This window comes from Saccharothrix sp. ST-888, assembly GCF_000955975.1.
Lineage (GTDB): Bacteria > Actinomycetota > Actinomycetes > Streptomycetales > Streptomycetaceae > Kitasatospora.
In genome coordinates, this window is the sequence record NZ_JYJF01000005.1 from 1 (window position 1) to 19,145 (window position 19,145).

15 protein-coding genes and 2 pseudogenes are annotated in these 19,145 nt (G+C 71.4%); 10 read left to right on the top strand and 7 right to left on the bottom strand.

Translation table 11 applies throughout. The features are described from left to right. A pseudogene (locus UK12_RS03970) lies at nt 1-841 on the top strand (IS256 family transposase); the annotation flags it as partial. Between the two features lie 34 nt (nt 842-875). Here the strand turns inward: UK12_RS03970 and UK12_RS03975 are convergent. After that, on the bottom strand, nt 876-2,750 hold the full coding sequence (locus UK12_RS03975; RefSeq protein WP_082119278.1) for an IS4 family transposase: 1,875 nt from the start codon (nt 2,748-2,750) through the stop codon (nt 876-878). A gap of 225 nt (nt 2,751-2,975) precedes the next feature. On the opposite strand from UK12_RS03975, the gene UK12_RS39355 reads away from it, so the two are divergent. Further along, nucleotides 2,976-3,860 (top strand): tyrosine-type recombinase/integrase, encoded by an 885-nt coding sequence (locus UK12_RS39355; RefSeq protein ID WP_156178519.1) that lies wholly within the window; start codon nt 2,976-2,978, stop codon nt 3,858-3,860. Further along, nucleotides 3,800-3,937: pseudogene (locus tag UK12_RS44920) on the top strand (tyrosine-type recombinase/integrase); the annotation flags it as partial. The gene UK12_RS39355 and the pseudogene UK12_RS44920, both read left to right, overlap by 61 nt. Nucleotides 3,938-4,055: 118 nt before the next feature. Here UK12_RS44920 and UK12_RS03985 read toward each other — a convergent pair. The 3 genes from UK12_RS03985 to UK12_RS03995 all read right to left on the bottom strand — a co-directional run bounded on the left by UK12_RS03985 (nt 4,056) and on the right by UK12_RS03995 (nt 6,776). Continuing rightward, the gene (locus UK12_RS03985) at nt 4,056-5,300 is read right to left on the bottom strand and encodes a C39 family peptidase (protein WP_231591029.1); all 1,245 of its coding nucleotides are present in this window, start codon (nt 5,298-5,300) and stop codon (nt 4,056-4,058) included. Nucleotides 5,301-5,620: 320 nt separating this feature from the next. Then, the gene (locus UK12_RS03990) at nt 5,621-6,502 is read right to left on the bottom strand and encodes an NAD(P)-dependent oxidoreductase (protein WP_045299552.1); all 882 of its coding nucleotides are present in this window, start codon (nt 6,500-6,502) and stop codon (nt 5,621-5,623) included. 76 nt (nt 6,503-6,578) lie between these two features. Beyond that, nucleotides 6,579-6,776: a hypothetical protein gene (locus UK12_RS03995; protein ID WP_045299554.1), complete on the bottom strand. Its 198-nt coding sequence runs from the start codon at nt 6,774-6,776 to the stop codon at nt 6,579-6,581. 152 nt (nt 6,777-6,928) lie between these two features. On the opposite strand from UK12_RS03995, the gene UK12_RS04000 reads away from it, so the two are divergent. Next, entirely contained in the window at nt 6,929-7,372 is a 444-nt protein-coding gene (locus tag UK12_RS04000) for an ASCH domain-containing protein (RefSeq protein ID WP_045299556.1), read from the top strand. A gap of 44 nt (nt 7,373-7,416) precedes the next feature. On the opposite strand, the gene UK12_RS04005 is transcribed toward UK12_RS04000, so the two are convergent. Beyond that, nucleotides 7,417-8,619, bottom strand: a complete 1,203-nt coding sequence (locus UK12_RS04005; RefSeq protein ID WP_045299559.1) for a M20 metallopeptidase family protein — start codon at nt 8,617-8,619, stop codon at nt 7,417-7,419. A 247-nt stretch (nt 8,620-8,866) separates the two neighbouring features. Here UK12_RS04005 and UK12_RS04010 point away from each other — a divergent pair, with 247 nt between their 5' ends. The 6 genes from UK12_RS04010 (at nt 8,867) to UK12_RS04035 (ending at nt 16,881) form a co-directional block, all read left to right on the top strand. Further along, nucleotides 8,867-9,760, top strand: a complete 894-nt coding sequence (locus tag UK12_RS04010; RefSeq protein ID WP_231591030.1) for an N-acetylmuramic acid 6-phosphate etherase — start codon at nt 8,867-8,869, stop codon at nt 9,758-9,760. A gap of 197 nt (nt 9,761-9,957) precedes the next feature. Next, nucleotides 9,958-11,601 carry a S53 family peptidase gene (locus UK12_RS44290; protein ID WP_045299563.1) on the top strand — a complete coding sequence of 548 codons (1,644 nt, stop codon included), beginning with the start codon at nt 9,958-9,960 and terminating at the stop codon, nt 11,599-11,601. A gap of 200 nt (nt 11,602-11,801) precedes the next feature. Then, nucleotides 11,802-13,316, top strand: coding sequence for a YfcC family protein (locus UK12_RS04020; protein ID WP_045299564.1), 1,515 nt, complete (start codon nt 11,802-11,804; stop codon nt 13,314-13,316). 198 nt (nt 13,317-13,514) lie between these two features. Next, entirely contained in the window at nt 13,515-14,771 is a 1,257-nt protein-coding gene (gene thrS, locus UK12_RS04025) for a threonine--tRNA ligase (RefSeq protein WP_269431988.1), read from the top strand. A 182-nt stretch (nt 14,772-14,953) separates the two neighbouring features. Further along, entirely contained in the window at nt 14,954-15,841 is an 888-nt protein-coding gene (locus tag UK12_RS04030) for a YhjD/YihY/BrkB family envelope integrity protein (RefSeq protein WP_156178520.1), read from the top strand. Nucleotides 15,842-15,900: 59 nt separating this feature from the next. After that, nucleotides 15,901-16,881, top strand: a complete 981-nt coding sequence (locus tag UK12_RS04035) for a helix-turn-helix transcriptional regulator (RefSeq protein ID WP_231591031.1) — start codon at nt 15,901-15,903, stop codon at nt 16,879-16,881. 257 nt (nt 16,882-17,138) lie between these two features. On the opposite strand, the gene UK12_RS04040 is transcribed toward UK12_RS04035, so the two are convergent. Together UK12_RS04040 and UK12_RS04045 are read right to left on the bottom strand one after the other, a co-directional pair. Continuing rightward, nucleotides 17,139-17,831, bottom strand: a complete 693-nt coding sequence (locus tag UK12_RS04040; protein WP_045299568.1) for a YoaK family protein — start codon at nt 17,829-17,831, stop codon at nt 17,139-17,141. 73 nt (nt 17,832-17,904) lie between these two features. Continuing rightward, the gene (locus tag UK12_RS04045; protein ID WP_045299570.1) at nt 17,905-19,110 is read right to left on the bottom strand and encodes a cytochrome P450 family protein; all 1,206 of its coding nucleotides are present in this window, start codon (nt 19,108-19,110) and stop codon (nt 17,905-17,907) included. Between the last annotated feature and the right edge of the window lie 35 nt (nt 19,111-19,145).

Genomic DNA, 19,145 nt, shown 5'->3' on the forward strand with positions numbered 1-19,145 from the left:
GCGAGGTCTCCCGGATCTGCCAGGACCTGGATGGCCAACTGACCGCGTTCCGCAGCCGCCCCCTGGACCACGTCCGCTTCCCGTACATCTACCTCGACGCGACCTACTGCAAGGCCAGGGTCGAGCACCAGATCGTCTCCCGAGCCGTGGTCATCGCCACCGGGATCACCGAGGACGGCGGCCGCGAGGTCCTGGGGGTGATGGTCGGCGACAGCGAGACCGAAGTGTTCTGGACCCAGTTCCTGCGCTCCTTGCGCGAACGCGGCCTTGCCGGGGCTCGGCTCGTAATCGGTGACCACCACTTGGGCCTGGTCAAGGCCATCCGGAAGGTCATGCTCGGGGCCGCCTACCAGCGCTGTCGCGTTCACTTCCTGCGCAACGTCTTCGGCGTGATCAACAAAGAGGCCGCGGAGATGGTCGCCGCGACGATCCGCACGATCTTCGCCCAGCCCACCGCCGATGCGGTCCGCACCCAGCTCGACACCGTCGCCGACATGCTCGGCACCCAGTTCCCGAAGGTCAAGGCGATGCTGCTGGAGGCGAAGACGACCTGACCGCCTTCGCGGTCTTCCCGGAACGACATTGGAAGAAGATCCAATCAACGAACCCTCTGGAGCGGATCAACCGCGAGGTCAAGCGCCGCACCGACGTCGTTCAGGTCTTCCCGAACGACGACGCGCTCCTGCGGCTGGTCACCGCCGTGCTCTTCGAGCTGCACGACGAATGGATCGCCTTCCCCCGCCGCTACCTGCCCGAGGGCAGCATGGACCGGATCTACCCCACCGAGCTCTCCGAAAGCGCCCCCGCGCTACCCAACACCACCACCGAGCCCACCGATTGATCGGCTACACCACGAAGGGGCAACACCGTTGCGTTTAAGTCCTGTTGGGGTTGTCAATGCTCTCGTCTTTGATCATCTGGATGTCGATGGTGTACGCCTGGGACGTCCGCGGGTGCTTGCCGGAGTTGAACTGGTACTTGCTGCTGCGCTTGCGTACCCGCGCCTTCAGCCTCCAGCGCCGTCCTGCTGGTAGGAGGCTGGCCAGGGCCGCGCGGCCGATCGCACCGACCAGGAGCACGGGGTCTGTGGGGCGGACGCCGCAGGCGGCCACGATCTGGTCGCCTGCGGTGCTCAGCAGCACGGTCAGGCTGATCCGTTCTGCGGGCAGGTTGGGCTGTGTGACCGTGAGGTCGCCCGCGACGCGGACCAGTGCCTGGTAGACCGTCAGCAGTGCGTAGACCTCCTGGTCGAGACCGGGCACCGTCCGCGAGCGGAGAACCCGCCCATCGAGGATGGTCGACTTCAGCGAGAAGTAGCAGGTCTCCACCTGCCACCTTCGGTGGTAGAGCTCGATCAGCTCGTGGGCGGGGTGGCGCTCGGCGTCCAAGAGGCTGGTCATCAGCCGGCACAACTCGGTGCGGCGGGTGCCGTCGGCCAGGGTGACGGTCATCCATGCCTCGATCATTCGCACCTCGAGGCGGCCGTAGCCGCGCCCGGCCCGGTACTTCCCGGCGCAGATGCTGGTCAGGTAGGAGCCGTCCGGGAGCGGATGGCGCACTGAGGGCCGCCGCTTACGGGTCGAGCGCAGCAGGAAGGAGGCGCCGGTGCCCGTGACCGCCTCCAGGAAGTCCACGGCGTCGTAGTAGGCGTCGGCCAGCAGCACCATCGACGCGTCCAGCCGGTCCAACAGCTGTCGTGCATAGCCGAGTTCACCGGTCGCGTCCGGGCCGAAGGCCGCGCCGAGGAGTGCGCGGGTGCCGCACTCGACCAGGGCCACCAGGCGTAGGAGGGGGTAGCCGAACTCGAGGATCTCCCCGGCGTGCTTGGGGTATCGCCAGGTCACCGCCTCCTCGTCCGGGACGCACAGGGTGGTGCCGTCCACCGCGACCACCCGCAGCCCCTGGTAGAAGGTCCCGGTCTGTGCCCTCGTAGCCACTGGGCCGGCGAGGACCTCGAATAGGCGGCGCAGCGGGGCGCTGCCCAGGCGGCACCGGGCCCGCGACAGGGAAGAGGAAGCAGGCCGTGCCACCGCGATCCCATTCAGTCCGGCGATGAGCTTGTTCCAGACCGCCTGGTAGGACGAGCGCTCGAAGACAGCCAGGGCGAGCACGTAGTACACCACGACACGCGCAGGCAGGAGCCGCAGGCGACGTTCGCGGGCACCGGTCTCCTCGAGGATCGCGTCGACCAGCTGTGGATCGATGACCTGTGTCAACTCTCCCAAGTGGCCAGGTGCATAGACATCATGGCCTGGAGCCATGGGTGGCAGCGTGGCAGTATTCCGTGCCAACGGGACCTCCGGTGCGAACGATCTCTGGGCTCGACACCACAGGGATCTACCAGGGGTCCCGTCCTCTCGTTCATCAACTTGACAAGAAGTCAGACGGCCAAACGCAACGGTGTTGCACGAAGGGGGACATGACCTCACCGCGCCTGCTCGTTGGACGATTCCGCGTCGGGCCAACTGCCTCAGCTCTGGCGCCAAGTCCACCCCGAATGGCGGGCGCAACAGCCCCGCCGCGCGGTCGTTCATTCGTACGGTCAGCATGCAGTCGCCCCCCGGTACCTTCGCTTGCTTCCCAATCGGTCGATGTACCACCGGCCATCGCTCTTGATCACGCGTGGCGACGTGGTGTTCGTATCCTCGCAGGTAAGCAGCGCCCGCTCGATCGCCAGCCGCCCGGCCAGCGGCAGCGCGGCAGCCAGTATCGTCGTGTGCCCCTGCCGGAGCGGGCACTGGACCGCACATCCTAGCTGACCATCATCCCATTGAACCCCAATCTCCCTTTCGCTCCAGGTTGCCCCTCGCGCCGCAATTCGGACACCGACTCTGCACGCGAGTTCCTCCCTGCAACGTCCACCAACCCGGAGCTCGGCGACCGATTTGGTGCGGCCGTCAAAATCCATAACATCAACCACTACTGCACTTCGGCGACGACTGTGACGTGTCGACGCACGAACAGAAAGGTGGAACTTGGCTACGATCACCGATCACGGGCCTGGCTTCAGTGGCAAGCGCTGGACCGTGCGCTACCGGGAGCCCGGCGGCCGCACCGCTCGGCAGCGAGAGAAGTCCTTCGATCGGAAGAAGGACGCAACGGACTTCGCCATCAAAGTCGAGAACGACAAGCGTGAGAACGTCTACGTCGACCCGACCGCCGGCAAGGTGCCGTTGCACCGTTACGCTGCCGAGTGGCTGAACGCGAAGAGCATGTCCGCTGGCACCACGGAGTCCTGCGAGCGCATCATGCGCCTGCACGTGATCCCGTACCTGGGCCGCAAGAGCCTGTCGCAGGTCACCACGGCCGACATCGAAGAGCTCTACGCCCGGTGGCGCAGGGCTGGAGCGGCACCCAACACCATCGAGACACGACACATCGCCGTGTCCGGCCTGTTCTCCCATGCCGTTCGACACAAGCGCACCATCAAAAGCCCGGTCCAGCAGGCTGAAAGGCCGCACAGTCCTGTTATCCGTGTGGACGAGAGGAGCCTTCCCGAATACGAAGAGATAGCCGCACTGGCTCGCGGAATCGGCCCACGCCTGGAGCCGTCGATCTGGCTCATGGCTTGCTGCGGGCTGCGCATAGGCGAATCCCTGGGAATCTTCCCCGAAGATATCCACGGCGGCACACTTCGCCTCAGGCGACAAGTTGTCCGCATCAAAGGCGGAACAGGGAAATACATGGCGCCCTACGCCCCTCTCAAGCATCGAAAGGAAGGAGAGTGGCGCAACGTCCCGGTGCCTCGATTCGTCGAATCACTCGTGAGCGCCTTCCGATCACAAATGAGGCCGGAGGGATGCCCTACCCGGAGCTCGTCCGGAAATCCTGGGGCCGCGCCACTCAGCGACGTGGCCTGAAGAACTTCACACCTCACGACCTGCGCCACAAATGGGCCACCGTGGCCTTGAGCAACGGTGTTCCCATTCACGAGGTCTCCCGCTGGATGGGGCACAGGTCCATCACGGTCACCGTGGACCGGTACGGCCACCTGACCCGAGACGGCGGCGACTGCTGCCGCCGGGTCGTCGAGACGGCGGTGGGCCGACACCTCGTCAGCTGATCCCGACCTCCCGCAGTGCCTGGTGCTGACTTGGTGCTGAGTTGACGGGCCAGTAGACGTAACACACGCCGCCCGAACCGGCTCTGACCTGCCCGTTTGCGTCGTAGCGCCTGGTGCGCAGCCAGATGTTCTCGAACTGGCGCCGCCGGTAGACCCGCCTGACCTGGTCGTCGCCGGCCGAGGCGGGGTCGTTGGCAATGACGTCGCCGTCGTCGGTGAAGCCGATGACGGCCATCAGGTGGCCGTCGGTGCCGTAGCCCGCGCCGTCCAGTTCGGTCCTGAGGAAGGACTGGGAGGTGATGACCGGGATACCCGCGCCGATCAGCCGCTCGACGTCGGTGAGGGAGCCGAGGCGGGTGATGACGGCCTGCAGGTCCTGGTAGGTCGCGGCGTAGGCGGCGTTGAAGGGCCAGTTGCCGCAGCCCCGGTACTGGTGGTCGTAGGTGGACCGGGCGGCGTGGCAGACCTGGCGGTCCGCGTAGGAGGTGTCGACCCAGGCCAGGTCCACGGCGGTGGGCCTGCGGCCCCAGTACTCGATGACCATCTGGGAGGAGGTGGGGCTGCACCAGGCCTCTCCCCCGTTGTCGTACTCCGGGTACTGCCCCCGGTGGATCTCCTGCGAGTACCGGGGGACGGCCAGCTCGCGGCCCCGGCCGGACAAGGGTCCGGAGAGGGGTACGGAGGCGGGCACCTCGAAGCGGCCCGGGAGGTCCGAGCCCACCGCGCCCAGGCGCCGGACGGTGGGGGTGAGTTCCGAGCCGGGCTTGCGGTACAGGGTCAGCCGGAGCGTGTACGAGGCCAGGCGCAGAGCGCTCTCCGGAGCGTCGATGGCGAAGGTGTCGGTGGCGATACTGCTCCTGCCGTCCCGCTGGCCGCCCACGGAGGTACGGAGGATGTCCTGGTCGGACGCGGCCCAACGGCCCATGACGTACCAGGGCGTCGATCCGCCGTCGCTGTAGGTGCCGCGCAGTTCGACGGCGAGCCAGGTGCCGACGGGAGTGTGCGCGTTCCAGGAGACGACCAGCTCGGTGGCGGGAGTCGCCGCCTCCCGCACCGGGGAGGTCCAGCTGGCGAACTCCCAGGTGGTGCTCCGGCCGCTGTGCGGGTCGAGGTAGTCGATGGTGCCGACCGGGATCGCGATGGCCACCCCCGGGAGTTTTTTGCCGCCCGCCATCCCGGTCCCCTGGTGGTCCCCCAGGCTCCAGTCGGCGGCGGTGGTCCACGCGTGGTACTCCACCCGGGCGTTCGGATCGGCCGGCGCAGGGCGCAGCGCGGGACCGGCAGGCACCGCCCCGTCGGGTGGAGGTGCGGGTGAGCCGTGGGCCGGTGCGGCGACGGTATCGGCCGCTGTGGCGAGCGCGGCCGTCAGAATGGTTCGCCGTGACGCAAAGCCGTTCACCGTATCGGCCTCCGATTACTCCCGGGTGGCCGCTCAAGACTGCCGCAGCCCCGCTCGTTGCGCTGTCCTGCCTGCCAGTCCTACCAGGGCCTCGGCGCCCCCGCTCGCCCGACTCGCGGCGCCGCACCGGACATCCGGCCCCGGCCGGCACGGGCGGGTCAGTCCAGGCCGGCCCGGCGACGGGCCACCTCGGCGACCGCCGCCCAGTCGCGGTCCGCGTCGCCGTGGGCGACGGCGTCCAGGAAGGCGTCGCGCAGGACTCCGCCGAAGGGCAGCGGTACGTGCTGCTCGGCGCCCGCCTCCAGGGCGAGGTTGACGTCCTTGAGGCCGAGGACGAGCCGGAACCCGACGGGCTCGTACCGCCGTTCGGCGACCATCGCGCCGTAGCCGGAGTAGACCGGGCCGGGGAAGACGGTGTTGGTGAGCAGCTCGACCAGGTCGGTCGCCTTGACGCCGTTGGCCTCGGCGAGGCTGGTCGCCTCGGCCATGGACTCGATGGCGCAGGCGAGCAGGAAGTTGGTGCTGATCTTGGCGGCGTTGGCCTGGTACGGCTCGCTGCCGAGGCGCCAGGTGCGCTGCCCCAGCGCGGCGAACAGGGGCTCGGCCCGGTCCAGCAGTGCCTCGGGGCCCGCCGCCAGGATGTTGAGCCGACCGGCCTCGGCCACCTCGGCCCGGCCCAGGACGGGGGCGGCGAGGTAGCCGATCCGGTGCTCGGCGTGCAGTTCGGTGGCGCGGCGGGCCAGCGGGAGCGAGACGGTGGCCATGTTGATGTGCAGCCACGCCCGGGCGTTCGCGAGCAGCGCCGGATCGTGCAGATTCGACTCGACCGCCTTGTCGTCCGCGAGCATCGACACGACGATGTCGTTGTCGAAGGCCTCGGTCAGGTCGGCGGCGGCCAGCGCCCCCTGCTCGACCAGTGCCTTCACCGGCCCGGGCGAGCGGTTCCACACCTGCACGGAGAAGCCCGCCCGGACCAGGTTGGCGGCCATGCCACGCCCCATCGAACCGAGTCCGACGAAGCCGACCGTGAGTGCCGTCATCGTCTCTCTCCTCGCCGTCATCGACATCCGTACGGCCCGACTGTACGTCAAGTCCATTGCGGTGCCGCCTTGCTGGTCAGCGCCCGACGCCATCTGCGGCCTCGCTGTCCGCGATCGGCTCCGGAAGCGGAACGCTGTCCGGAGCGGTGACGCCGGTACCGCGAACGCCGGAGGTGCCGGCGTCGGCCGGGGCCGCGTGGGCGCCGGGAGCGGTCAGTGAGGCGACCACCCCGACGGCGAGGGACGCGACGGCGAGCATGCTGCGCTTCTTCATGCCCTCCCCAACGAGTCGGCCGACGAGGAGTCACGCCGAGAAGCTCCGCCGGACAGTGCCGTCGACGGGTCTCCCCGAGCGGGCGGCCCGAGCCGACGGCCGTGCGGAAAACCGTTCGGACCGGCACCTCCCGCGCGGCTACCGTGACCCGCATGACGACCGACCACACCCCGCCACCGGACCACCTCGCGCTGCCCAGGGCGTACTTCGCCTTCCCGGGGCCGCTCCGCGACCGCCTCGTCGCGGCGATCCTGGACGGCTCGAAGACCTCCACCACCGGCCTGCTGGTCGAGTACGAGTTCGAGGACGAGCCCCTGCCGCTGCCGGGCACCCGCTCCGCCGTGGTCGACTCCGCAGACCGTCCGGTGGCCGTGATCGAGGTGACGGAGGTGCGCGTGGTCCCGCTGGCCGAGGTCGACCTGGCGCACGCGGTGGACGAGGGCGAGGGCCACACCACGGTCGCGCAGTGGCGGGCGGACCACGAGGAGTACTGGCACAGCGCGGACTACCGGGCGGCGCTGGACGATCCCGGGTTCACCGTGGACGACTCCACCGTGGCGGTCCTGGAACGCTTCCGGCTCGTCACCGCACTCTGACGGCCCCGCGCCGCGCCCCGACGGCACGGCACCTGGCAGTCCGGTCAGCCTGCGGTGGCCGCGAGGCGGCGGGTGGCCAGGTCGGCCAGCAGGGCGGCCTGGCGGGAGAGAACGGTGTCGTCGAAGGCCGCGGACGGTGCGTGGTTCATCGGCGCCGTGCTCGGGTCGCGGTCCGGGGGCGTGGCGCCGAGGAAGAGCATGGCCCCGGGGACCCGCTCCAGGACGAGCGAGAAGTCCTCCGAGCCGCTGACCGGGTTGGGGGTGACCACGGCCTGCTCGGGGCCGAAGAGTTCCCGGGCGGTGTCCAGGGCGAAGCCGGTCTCGTCGGGGGTGTTGACCGTCACCGGGTACATCTCCGCGTACTCCGCCTCGACGTCCAGCCCGTGGGCCTGGGCGATCCCCTTGACCAGGGCCGGGAGTCCGGTGCGGAGCAGGTCCCGGTTCCGGGCCGAGAAGCTGCGGACGGTGGCCTCGAAGGCCGCGGTCTCGGGGATGATGTTGCTCTGCGTCCCCGCGCTCAGCCGGCCGACCGAGACGACCACCGGGTCGAAGACGTCGAAGGTGCGGGTCACGAAGGTCTGCAGGGCGGTGACCATCTCGCAGACGGCGGGCACCGGGTCCTTGGCCCGGTGCGGGGCCGAGCCGTGGCCGCCCTGGCCGCTGACGGTCACCCGGAGCTCGTCGCTGGCGCTCATCATCGGGCCCGGACGGCCGGTCACCAGCCCGCCGGGGAGCTGGCCGGCGGTCACATGGAGCGCGTACGCGGCGTCGAGCGGCTTGCCCGCGGCGTCCAGTACGCCCTCGTCGATCATCGCGCCCGCGCCGTTGAACCCCTCCTCCCCCGGCTGGAACATGAAGACCACGTCGCCGCCCAGCCGCTCGCGCCGGTCGCAGAGCAGCCTGGCCGCGCCCACCAGGCCGGCGGTGTGCAGGTCGTGGCCGCAGGCGTGCATCACTCCCTCGGTCCGGGAGGCGAACTCGGCACCGGTGCGCTCCTGGACCGGCAGCGCGTCCATGTCGCCGCGCAGCAGCACCGCTCCGCCGGGGCCGCCGGTACCGCGCAGCACGGCCGTGACGGAGCTGAGCGAGCGTCCGGTGCCGATCTCCAGCGGCAGCCCGTCCAAGGCGGCCAGCACCTTCTCCTGGGTTCTCGGGAGGTGCAGTCCGAGCTCGGGGTCGCGGTGCAGTGCCCGGCGCAGTTCGGCCAGTTCGCCCTGGAGCTCCGCTGCCCGTTCGACTGTCGACATGGTTGTCCTCCGCCTCTCGTCGGTGCGTCCGTTCGGTCGGGCGTCCGACGGCGCGTCAGGGGTGCTCGGCGCCGCGGACCGCCCCAGGATGAAGCCTTGGAGCGCCGATTGCCCAGTAGACGCCGGGAACCCACCGCGCCCACCGCCACGGAGAGTTGTTCCCACCGATCCCCGCGGCCCCTGGGTACGACCGGGTCGGGGCAGTATCGTGCGACCCACTCGACCGCCGCCCAGCTACGGAGGCCCCGTGACCGCCCTGCCGCCCACCGAGCGCCGCAATCCGGCCACCACCGACATCGACCTGCTGCCCACGCTGGACCTGCTGCGCGCCGTCAACGCGGCCGACGCCGAGGTGCCCGCCGCCGTCGCGCGCGCCCTGCCGGTCCTGGCCGAGGCGGTGGACGCGGCGGTGGCGGCCCTGCGCGGCGGCGGGCGGGTGCACTACGTGGGTGCCGGCTCCTCGGGGCGCTACGCCGTCCTGGACGCCGCCGAGCTCGCACCCACCTACGGGCTGGAACCCGGCCGCATCACCGCTCATCTCGCCGGCGGCCCAGCCGCGTTGGCACAGGCGGTCGAGGGCGCGGAGGACAGTGAACCCGCCGGGCGGGAGGCGGTGGCCGGGCTGAGGCCGGGCGACGTCGTCCTCGGGCTCGCGGCGAGCGGCCGGACCCCGTACGTGGCGGGCGCGCTGGCGGCCGCGCGGGAGGTCGGGGCGAAGGCCGTGCTGGTGAGCTGCAATCCGCAGGCACCGCTCGCCGACCTGGCCGACCTGCACGTCTGCACCGACACCGGGCCCGAGGTGGTGACCGGCTCGACCCGGATGAAGGCGGGCAGCGCGCAGAAGCTGGTACTGCACGGCTTCTCCACCGCAGTCATGGTCCGGCTGGGCCGGACCTGGTCGAACCTGATGACGGAGGTCGCCGCGACCAACGCCAAGCTGGTCGGCCGGAAGCTGACCATCCTGACCCAGGCCACCGGTGCGGACCCGGACACCTGCCGTGCCGCCCTGCGGTCCACCGAGGGCGAGTTGAAGCCCGCGCTGGTCCTGCTGCTCACCGGTACCACCCCGGCGGCCGCCCGCGCCGCGCTGCACTCCGCCGACGGCGTGGTCAGAGCAGCGCTCGACAAGCTCCGCCCGTAGCGCGACCCCTCCCCCCCGCTCCGCCAGAGGCCGGACCGGACAACCAGGGGCACCGGCAGATCACAGAACTGGCAAGGGTCGTACCCCTTTTGATGGAGCTTCCGCACTCCTACCGTTGAGGTCATCCACTGCGCAGCACCGTCCCCGCCGTCCCGGCGAGGGCGGTCCGGCGTCCCCGTCGCCTCAGGAGGACCTCAGTGAAGTCCCGCCTCAAGCCCCTCATCGGACTGCTCGCCGCACCGCTGCCGATCATCGCGCTCGCCGCCGCGCCGGCCTTCGCGGCATCGGCCGCAGCACAGCCGGTCGCCCTGAACGGGAACGTCGTTCCGGCCGTGAGCCACTCGACCCGGACCGGAGAGGTCGCGGCGGACCGGGCGATAACCGTCGCCGTCAGCCTCAGCCAGCGGGACACGGCGGGCCTGGAGACCTTCCTGGCCCAGGTGACCGACCCGAAGTCGCCCGGCTACCAGCACTACCTGACGGTTGATCAGTTCGCCCAGCGGTTCGGCGCGACCGAGGCGACGGTGGCCAAGGTGACCGCGTACCTGAAGGCCCAGGGCCTGAAGGTCGGCGCGGTGACGGCCAACCACCTCACCCTTGAGGCCAGCGGCACCGCCGCCCAGGTTCAGCAGGCCTTCGGCACCAGACTTTCGACCTTCCACGACAGCACGACCGACCGCGACTTCTACGCCAACACCACGGCGCCGGTGCTGCCCGCCGAGATCGCCGCCGCGGTGACCGACGTCTCCGGGCTCAACGACTACGCGAAGTACCGGCACTTCAGCACCGGCAAGCTGTCGCCCGAGGTCGCCACCCGCGCCCCGTCCGGCCTGAGCCCGACCAAGGCCCGGACCGCGTACAACCTCAACTCCGCCCTCAGCGCCGGTTACACCGGCAAGGGGCAGAGCGTCGCGGTGGCGGAGTTCTCCGCGTTCCAGCAGTCGAACATCGCGGCGTACGACAAGTACTACGGCCTCACCCCGCCCACTCCGACGGTCGTCAACGCCGGTGGCGGCACCACCGACCTGTCGGGCCAGGGCGAGGTCGAGCTGGACATCGAGGTGATCCACGCGCTGGCGCCCGGCGCCAACGTGAAGGTCTACGAGGCGCCGAACAGCGATGCCGGGGAGGTCGCCCTCTACAGCAAGCTGGTCAGCGACAAGGTGCCCGTCATCTCGATCAGTTGGGGTATCTACGAGTCGGGCGAGACCGCGTCCAACCGGGTCGCGGTCGACGCCGACTTCAAGGAGGCCGCCGCCCAGGGCCAGTCGGTCTACGCCGCCTCGGGCGACAGCGGCTCCGACGACGCCGGCAACGGCGGCACCTCGGTGGACTTCCCGGCGGCCGACCCGTACGTCACCGGGACCGGCGGCACCACGCTGTCCACCAGCTCGTCGGGCGGCTGGAGCAAGGAGACCACCTGGAGCGGCAGCGGCGGCGGCGTGTCGTCGGTCTTCGCCACCCCGAGCTACCAGACGAAGGTGAACACCGGCGCCAAGCGCGCGGTGCCGGACGTCGCGGCGGTCGCCGACCCCGCCACCGGCTGGGCCGTCTACACCGCGGGCGCCTGGTACACCTACGGCGGTACCAGCGCGGCGGCACCCAACTGGGCCGCGTTCACCGCCGTCTACAACAGCGAGGCCGCGGCCAAGTCGAAGCCCGCCTTCGGCTTCGCGAACAGCACCATCTACTCGCTGGCCTCCTCGGCCAACTACGGTGCCGCCTTCCACGACGTGACCAGCGGCTCCAACGGCGCCTACAAGGCGGCCAAGGGCTACGACAAGGTGACCGGCTGGGGCTCCTACAACGGGGCGGGCTTCCTCAAGGCCAAACTCGGCTGACGAACGGCGGCCGGCACGGCGAAGGGGTCGGGCCCGCGCCCGGCCCCTTCGCCTGCAGCTGGCCCCTCCGCCGTGGTCCGGCCCCGGTCACCGCTCCGCCCGTACGGCCCAGCAGCGGCAGCGCCGCGGCCGCCGCGCTGCGCATGGTGCTGTGAGAGCAGCCCCGCGACCGGGGAGCGAGCGAGAGCGAGGAGCGGGCGATGGGACCTCCGGGCCAGGGGCAGCCGCCGACGAAGCACCGGTTCACCTTTCCGAGTGCGATCACCGTACTGGCACTGGTCACCGTCGCGGTCTGGGCGCTGGCCTTCCTGATCCCGCCCGGACAGTACGACCGCACCCCGAACGGCGCCCCGATCCGGGGGACGTACCACCGGGTGTCCTCGGGGCTGAGCTTCACCGGCCGCCTGAAGGACCTGTTCCTCTCCCCCGTCAACGGTCTCTACGGCATCAGGGACCTGAAGACCGGCCAGGTCGGCCCGACGCTCGCCGGGGCCCTCTACGGCAGCGCGGGCGTCTTCCTCTTCGTCCTCGCCATCGGCGCCTTCATCACGGTGGTCTTCGCCACCGGCGCACTCGACCGGGGCATCGAGCGCCTGGCGCACGCCCTGCGCAATCGGGGCGCGCTGCTGATCGCCGGGATCATGGTGGTCTTCTCCGTGCTCGGCACGGTGGAGGGCTTCGCCGAGGAGACGCTCGGCTTCTACGGCCTGATCGTGCCGCTGATGCTGGCGCTCGGCTACGACCGGATGGTGGCGACCGGCACGATCATCCTCGGCGCGGGCATCGGCGTGCTCTGCTCGACCGTCAACCCGTTCGCCACCGGCGTCGCCTCCTCCGCCGCCGACATCTCGCTCGGCGACGGCATCGCGCTCCGGTTCGCGATGTGGATCGTGCTCACGGCCGTCACGGTCGGGTACGTGATCGGCTACGGCCGGCGGGTGCAGCGGGACCCGGACCGTTCCCTCGTCGGCTTCCTGCCGGGCGACCGGGAGCACGTCACCGGCGAGGCGGGCGCGGCTCCGGAGCTGACCCGGCTGCACCGGGCGGTGCTGGCCCTGGTCGTCCTGGTCTTCGCGTTCATGATCTTCTCGGTGGTGCCCTGGTCCAGCGCGCTCAGCGGGAAGGCCGACGCGGCCGCCTACGCCTGGGAGCTGGACTGGTCCTTCGCCGAGCTGGCGGCGCTCTTCCTGGTGGCGGCCGTCCTGGTCGGGCTGGTCGGCCGGCTGGGCGAACAGCGGCTCAGCTCCACCATCGTGCAGGGCGCGGCCGACTTCATCGCGCCCGCGCTGGTCATCGTGCTGGCCCGCGGGGTCACCGTGATCATGAACAACGCCAGGGTGACCGACACCGTGCTGCACTCCATCGAGGGCGTGGTCGCGGGCTCTCCCTCCGCCCTGTTCGGGATCATCGTCTTCGTGGTGAACCTGCCGCTGGCCTTCCTGATCCCGTCCACCTCGGGTCATGCCACGCTGGCCATGCCGATCCTCGCACCGCTCGCCGACTTCGCCGGGGTCTCACGGGCCGTGGTCGTCACCGCATGGCAGTCGGCGAGCGGCTGGATGAACCTCTGGGTGCCGACCACGGCCGTCACCATCGGGGGCGTCTCGCTGGCCAAGGTCCGCTACGACCAGTACCTGCGGTTCATCTGGCCGCTGCTGGCGCTGCTGTCCGTGCTGATCTGTCTGTTCGTCGGCTTCGGCGCAGCCGTCGGCTGAGCCCGAGGGCCGCTGCGCGAGCGGCGACCGCCGAAAGCCCCCTCGGGCGAAAGGACGTTGTGCGAGTGCCCAGGTCGCTGCTAGCGTCGATGACATGAAGCGCGCTGCGATGATGACGACGACGCCGAGGAGTGTCCCGGCGCGCTGAACCGTGTTCTTTCGCGAAGCCCCGGGGCGAGTGCCCCGGGGCTTCGTCGTGTGGGTCCCCCGGTCGCCCGCCCCACCCGACCAAGGGAGACCGCCATGCACGACCACCGCAGGCTCGGCCGCGAGCTCGACCTCTTCGACACCGACCCGCTGATCGGCTCCGGCCTGCCGTACTGGCTGCCCTCGGGCGCGGCCGTCCGGCACAGCCTGGAGGAGTACATCCGCGAGGTGGAGCGCCGGGCGGGCTACCGCCACGTGTACTCGCCCGTGCTCGGCAAACGCGAGCTGTACGAGATCTCGGGCCACTGGGCGCACTACAGCGACGACATGTTCCCGCCGATGGACCTGGGCGGCGAGCAGGTGGTGCTGCGGCCCAGCCTGTGTCCGCACCATGCGCTGATCTTCCGCTCCCGCTCCCACAGCTACCGCGAACTTCCGTTGAGAATGGCCGAGTTGGGCGGGATGTACCGATCCGAGCTGTCCGGGGTACTGGGCGGGCTGACCCGGGTGCGGGCGATCCAGCTGAACGACGCGCACGTCTTCTGCACCCTCGACCAGGTCGCCGACGAGGCACGGGCGGCGCTGGACCTGATCCGGCAGGCGTACCGGGCACTGGGGATCACCCCGTCGCGGATCCGGCTCTCACTGCCGGGCGAGGGCGGGAAGTACGTCGCCGCGCCCGAGCTGTGGGAGCGCTCGGCCGCGCTGCTGATCGAGGTGCTGGACGGCTCCGGGCTGGAGTACGAGGCGGTGGCGGGCGAAGCCGCCTTCTACGGCCCGAAGATCGACGTGCAGATCGCGGACGGGGCCGGCCGGGAGGCGACCCTGTCCACCATCCAGGTCGACTTCCACCAGCCGGAGCAGTTCGACCTGGGCTACATCGGCCCGGACGGCTCACGGCACCGTCCGGTGATGGTCCACCGGGCGATCATCGGCAGCGTCGAGCGGGCCGTCGCCCACCTGATCGAGCTGCACGGCGGCGCCTTCCCGGCCTGGCTCGCCCCGGTCCAGCTGGTCGCGGTGCCTATCTCGGCGGCGGAGGTCCCGGTGGCCGCCGCCTTCGTGGAGCGCTGCCTGGACCGGGGGCTGCGCGCCGAGCTGGCCGATCCCGAACAGGGCACCCTGGGCGCCAGGATCCGCACCGCGCGGCTCGTCCCCTACCAGGCCGTCATCGGCTCCCGTGAGGCCGCCGCCGGGCAGGTCGCCCTGCGCCTGCGGGACGGCCGCCGGCTCGATCCGCTCGCCGCCTCCGAAGTCCTGCACCGGATCGGCGAGTTGACCGGCCGTCACAGTATCGACCTGTGGTGACGCACCGTGGACGGCGGGCCTACGGTGACGCGGATGGAGCTGAGTGAGTTAAGACCGGTCGCCAGATGGGGGCGGCGTCGCGTGCCGAGGGCTGACCGCCCGGGGCCCCGGCGGTCGGCGGGTCGTGTCGGGGCGGGCGCGGGTGCCGGATGAGAGTCTGGGAGCGGAGGTGATCGGTGACCATGTCCGGAGCACCCGGGGGCCCGACCGGGCCGGGAGCCGGCCCGCAGGGCAGCCGACGGACGGGGGCGAGCGCACTCACCGGACCGCTGCCCGAGCACGGACGGGTCCGGATCGCGGTCCACCGGATCTGGCGCCACGGGCGCGAGCTGGAGCTGATGCACCGGGCCATGGGCTTCGCGGCCCTCGGCTTCGTCACCCTGGTCCCGCTGCTGATCGTGGTCGCCGCCGCGTCCCCCGTGCACGGCGCCGGCTTCGCCGGCTGGGTGGTGGACGGCCTGGGCCTCTCCGGCCGTTCCGCGCAGGAGGTCCAGGACCTGTTCGCCTCACCGACCCAGGCGCTCAGCGCCACCACGGCGCTCAGCCTCGCGGTCGCCAGCGTCTTCGGCATCTCGTTCATGGCGGCCGTCCAGACCGGTTACGAACGGGTCTGGCGGCTCGTCCCGGCGGCCTGGCACACCGTCTGGCGGCAGACGATCGGACTGGCCGGGCTGGTGGGCTTCCTGCTCGTCGCCTCCTGGGCCGGGGTGCCCTGGCAGGCCAGCCCGGCCCAGCCCGCGATCAGGCTGCTGACCGCGCTCGGCGGCGGGGTGCTGTTCTTCTGGTGGACCCAGTGGCTGCTGCTGGGCGGCCGGGTGCCGTGGCGGGCGCTCTTCCCCGGTTCGCTGGCCACCGTGCTGGCCCTGGTCGGACTGCGGCTCTTCTCACAGCTGGTCTTCCGCCCGCTGATCATCTCCAACGCACTCTCCTACGGCGTGATCGGGACGGTGCTGGTGGTGCAGTCCTGGCTGGTCGGGGTCGGCTTCACGGTCTTCGCGGGCGCCCTGGCCGGCCACGCCTTCTGGGAGCACCGGCTGCACCACGCCGGGCGGGACGACGCCGAATCCTGAGGGACACCCCCCTTCGGGCGGGGTGGACGCCCTTCGGCGGTGGCCCGCAGACTGCTGCGATGGGGCATTCGGTGGGGCAGCGGACGCAGGAAGCCTGGAGCAGCGGGGCGGGCGAGAGCGGGGTGCGGGACCTCGCGGTCCCGCTGCACGTGCTGGAGGTCCCGCTCCCGCACGTGCTGCCGTTCGCGATCGGGTCCTTCGACTCGATCGGGCCGATGTCGCGGGCGGCCTTTCCGCATCGGCACTCCTTCTACGAGATCGCCTACGTCACCGGCGGGTCCGGCTGCCATGTGGTGGATCTGGCCAGCCGCCCGCTGCGGCCGCCGCACCTGTGCGTGATCGCCCCCGGCCAGGTGCACCACTGGGAGGACGCGGGCGACGTCAGCGGCTGGGTGATGCTGTTCAACGAGGAGTTCCTGCTCGCGCACCCCGAGGACGGCGGGGCGCTGCGCGAGGTGAGCAGCCGCCCGTGGCTGAGCCTGGACGACCGGGCGGCGCGGCGGTTCGGCGGGCTGGTCGGGGAGATGGCCCGGGAGTACCGGGAGGCCGAGGCCGGGTACGTCGGGGTGCTGCGTTCGCAGCTGCACGTGCTGTCGGTGTGGGCGCTGCGGGCGATGGGCGGTGCGGACGGCGTCCCGGCCGTCGAGGAGCGGCTCCCCGGCCGACCGGGCGAGCTGGTGGCCGAGTTCACCCGGCTGATCGCGCTGCCGGGCCGGACCGAGCGCTCGGTCCGCTCCTACGCACGGGAGTTGGGGGTGTCGGCGGGCTATCTGAGCGAGGTGGTGAAGGCGGCTCTCGGTGTCACCCCGGGCGCCCTGATCCGGCGGAGCCAGACCCTGGAGGCACAACGACTGCTGCTGCGGACCGATCTGACGGTACGGCAGATCTCCAGAGAGGCCGGATTCGCCGATCCTGCGTACTTCTGCCGGTTCTTCCGCCGCGAGACCGGGGTCTCACCGGGCGAGTACCGCAGCGGGGGCGGAGGAAACCACCACGATCCCCGAATCGAGTCCATCGCCTCCGCGCCCGGCGCGGCGTAGGTTTGGCCGCAGTGATCCCCGACGGCCCGTCCCCGCGCGCCGCACGGCGGCCGCCTGCCATGCTCGGTCACCACCCCCCACGCACCTCTGTGTGATTGTCATGTAATGGCCACCGTGCGGCGCTCCCACCCCTTCCTGGAGCTGCGATGGCCCCTCACGACAACGACCGGAGCGACGACAACCCTGGCGGGAGCCGCGCCCGCGCTGCTCCCCGCGCACCCTGGAGCGTCCGGAGAGTACGGCGCTCCCGCCCGGCCCTAGCGGGCGGACCGGCGGGCGGCGAGTTCGGCGTGGGCGAGGAGGACGGCGGCGACCAGCGCGACCCCGATGGCGCAGAGCGCCAGGGAGCGGACCACCCCGTGGTGCAGTTGGAACCAGGCGCCGACGAAGGCTCCGGCCGCCATCGCGACCGCCGCACCGGCGCGGCGCCCGGCGCGCGGACCGGCGCCGCCGGCCAGCGGCGAGTCGGCGGCCAGGCCGGTCAGGGTCATGGTCAGCACGGTGGTGGTCAGGTCGGCGACCCCCGCCCGGCGGACGGAGGCGTTGCGGATGCCCATGGCCAGCGCGAGTACCGCGATCACCGCCAAGCGGCCCGCCGTGCCCTGGACGAGGGAGGCGACGGCGGCGGCCAGGCCGGTCAGGGCCGCCTCCGCCACCAGCGCGCCGCCGAACCAGCGGTGTGCGGGGCGCGACTTCATCGCCACCGCGAACCGCCCGGCCACCACGGCCCCGACGAGGAAGCCCGCCAGCGAGGTCAGTGAGGCAACGGCCGAGAAGCCGGGGGCGCCCGCTGCGGCGAAGCCGACCACGACCACGTTGCCGGTCATGTTGGCCGTGAAGACCCTGCCCAGCCCCAGGAAGCTGACCGCGTCGAGAAAGCCGCTGACCACGGTCAGGACCATCAGTACGACCGGCAGACGCTCCCGGGCACCGATCCCCTGCTCGCCCATCCGGCCATCATCTCAGCGCCCCGGACCGGTTGGGCGCCCCGCCGCCGAGCGGGCGTGTCGAGGAGCCGCCCCTCTAGAACCGCACCGGGAGCGCGAGCAGCCCCCGGGCCCGGATCGAGGGGCGCCAACGCAGGGAGTCGCGCGGGACGTCCAGGGCCAGGCCGGGGAAGCGGCGCAGCAGGGCGGCGAGGGCGATGCCGGTCTCCATCCGGGCGAGCGGCGCGCCGATGCAGTAGTGGATCCCGTGGCCGAGGGACAGGTGGGCGCTGTCCTGGCGGTGCAGGTCCAGGCGGTCGGGCCGGTCGTAGTGGCCGGGGTCGCGGTTGGCGGAGCCGAGGGCCAGCAGGACGGTCTCCCCGGCGGGGATGGTGACCTCGCCGACGGTGACGTCCTCCAGCGGGAAGCGGCGGATCGCGAGCGGCGCGGGGGTGTCGTAGCGGGTGAGCTCCTCGACGGCGGCGGGCAGCAGTGCGGGGTCGCAGCGCAGTTCGGCGAGCTGTTCGGGGTGGTCGAGCAGGGCGAGGACGCTGTTGCCGATGAGCTGGACAGTGTTCTCGTAGCCCGCGAAGAGGATCAGGAAGGCGAGCGAGGTGAGTTCGTCCTCGCTGAGGCGGTCGCCCTCGTCCCGGGCGGTGATCATCGCGGCCAGCAGGTCGTCGCCGGGTTCGGCGCGCTTGCGCGCGATGAGCCGGGCGAAGAACTCCAGCATGCCCGCGACGGCCGCCTTGGCCTGCTGGGGCTGTGCCGGGTCCGGGGTGATGATGGCGTCGGTCCAGGCGCGGAAGTCCCGCCGGTCCTCGGCGGCGACGCCGAGCAGGTCGCAGATGACGGCGATCGGGAAGGGGCCGGCGTAGTCGGCGACGAGGTCGGCGCGGCCGAGGGGTTCGATCCGGTCGAGCAGCTCGTCGGCGGTCCGCTGGATGGGGGCGCGCAGCTGCTCGATGCGCCGGGGGGTGAACGCCTGGGAGACCAGCCGGCGGATCCGGGTGTGGTCGGGCGGGTCCATGTTGAGCAGGTTGGCGTCGAGGGCCGGCGGGAGGGCGAGGCCGCGGTAGTTGCCGGGGACGGCGTTGCGCCTGTCGAGCGAGAGCCTCGGGTCGGTGAGCAGCTCTCTGACGTCCTGGTACCTGGTGACCAGCCAGAACGGCAGCCCGTCGGGGCCGGTGATCCGCTGTACGGGTGCGGTCGCGCGGAGCGCGGCGTAGCCGCCGTACAGGTCCTGGAGCAGTTCGGCCGCGCCGACGGTGGCAGGAGCGGGCTCGGGAAGGGTGGTCGCCATGGGGCCAGCGTAGGGCCTGCGGGAAGCCCGGCGGG

Coding starts and splice junctions, on each gene's coding strand:
- UK12_RS03975 (WP_082119278.1), bottom strand. CDS start 2,750: ATGTGCGGTCCAGTGCCCGCTCCGGCAGGGGCACACGACGATACTGGC.
- UK12_RS03990 (WP_045299552.1), bottom strand. CDS start 6,502: ATGACGGCACTCACGGTCGGCTTCGTCGGACTCGGTTCGATGGGGCGT.
- UK12_RS03995 (WP_045299554.1), bottom strand. CDS start 6,776: ATGAAGAAGCGCAGCATGCTCGCCGTCGCGTCCCTCGCCGTCGGGGTG.
- UK12_RS04000 (WP_045299556.1), top strand. CDS start 6,929: ATGACGACCGACCACACCCCGCCACCGGACCACCTCGCGCTGCCCAGG.
- UK12_RS04005 (WP_045299559.1), bottom strand. CDS start 8,619: ATGTCGACAGTCGAACGGGCAGCGGAGCTCCAGGGCGAACTGGCCGAA.
- UK12_RS04020 (WP_045299564.1), top strand. CDS start 11,802: ATGGGACCTCCGGGCCAGGGGCAGCCGCCGACGAAGCACCGGTTCACC.
- UK12_RS04030 (WP_156178520.1), top strand. CDS start 14,954: ATGTCCGGAGCACCCGGGGGCCCGACCGGGCCGGGAGCCGGCCCGCAG.
- UK12_RS04035 (WP_231591031.1), top strand. CDS start 15,901: ATGGGGCATTCGGTGGGGCAGCGGACGCAGGAAGCCTGGAGCAGCGGG.
- UK12_RS04040 (WP_045299568.1), bottom strand. CDS start 17,831: ATGGGCGAGCAGGGGATCGGTGCCCGGGAGCGTCTGCCGGTCGTACTG.
- UK12_RS04045 (WP_045299570.1), bottom strand. CDS start 19,110: ATGGCGACCACCCTTCCCGAGCCCGCTCCTGCCACCGTCGGCGCGGCC.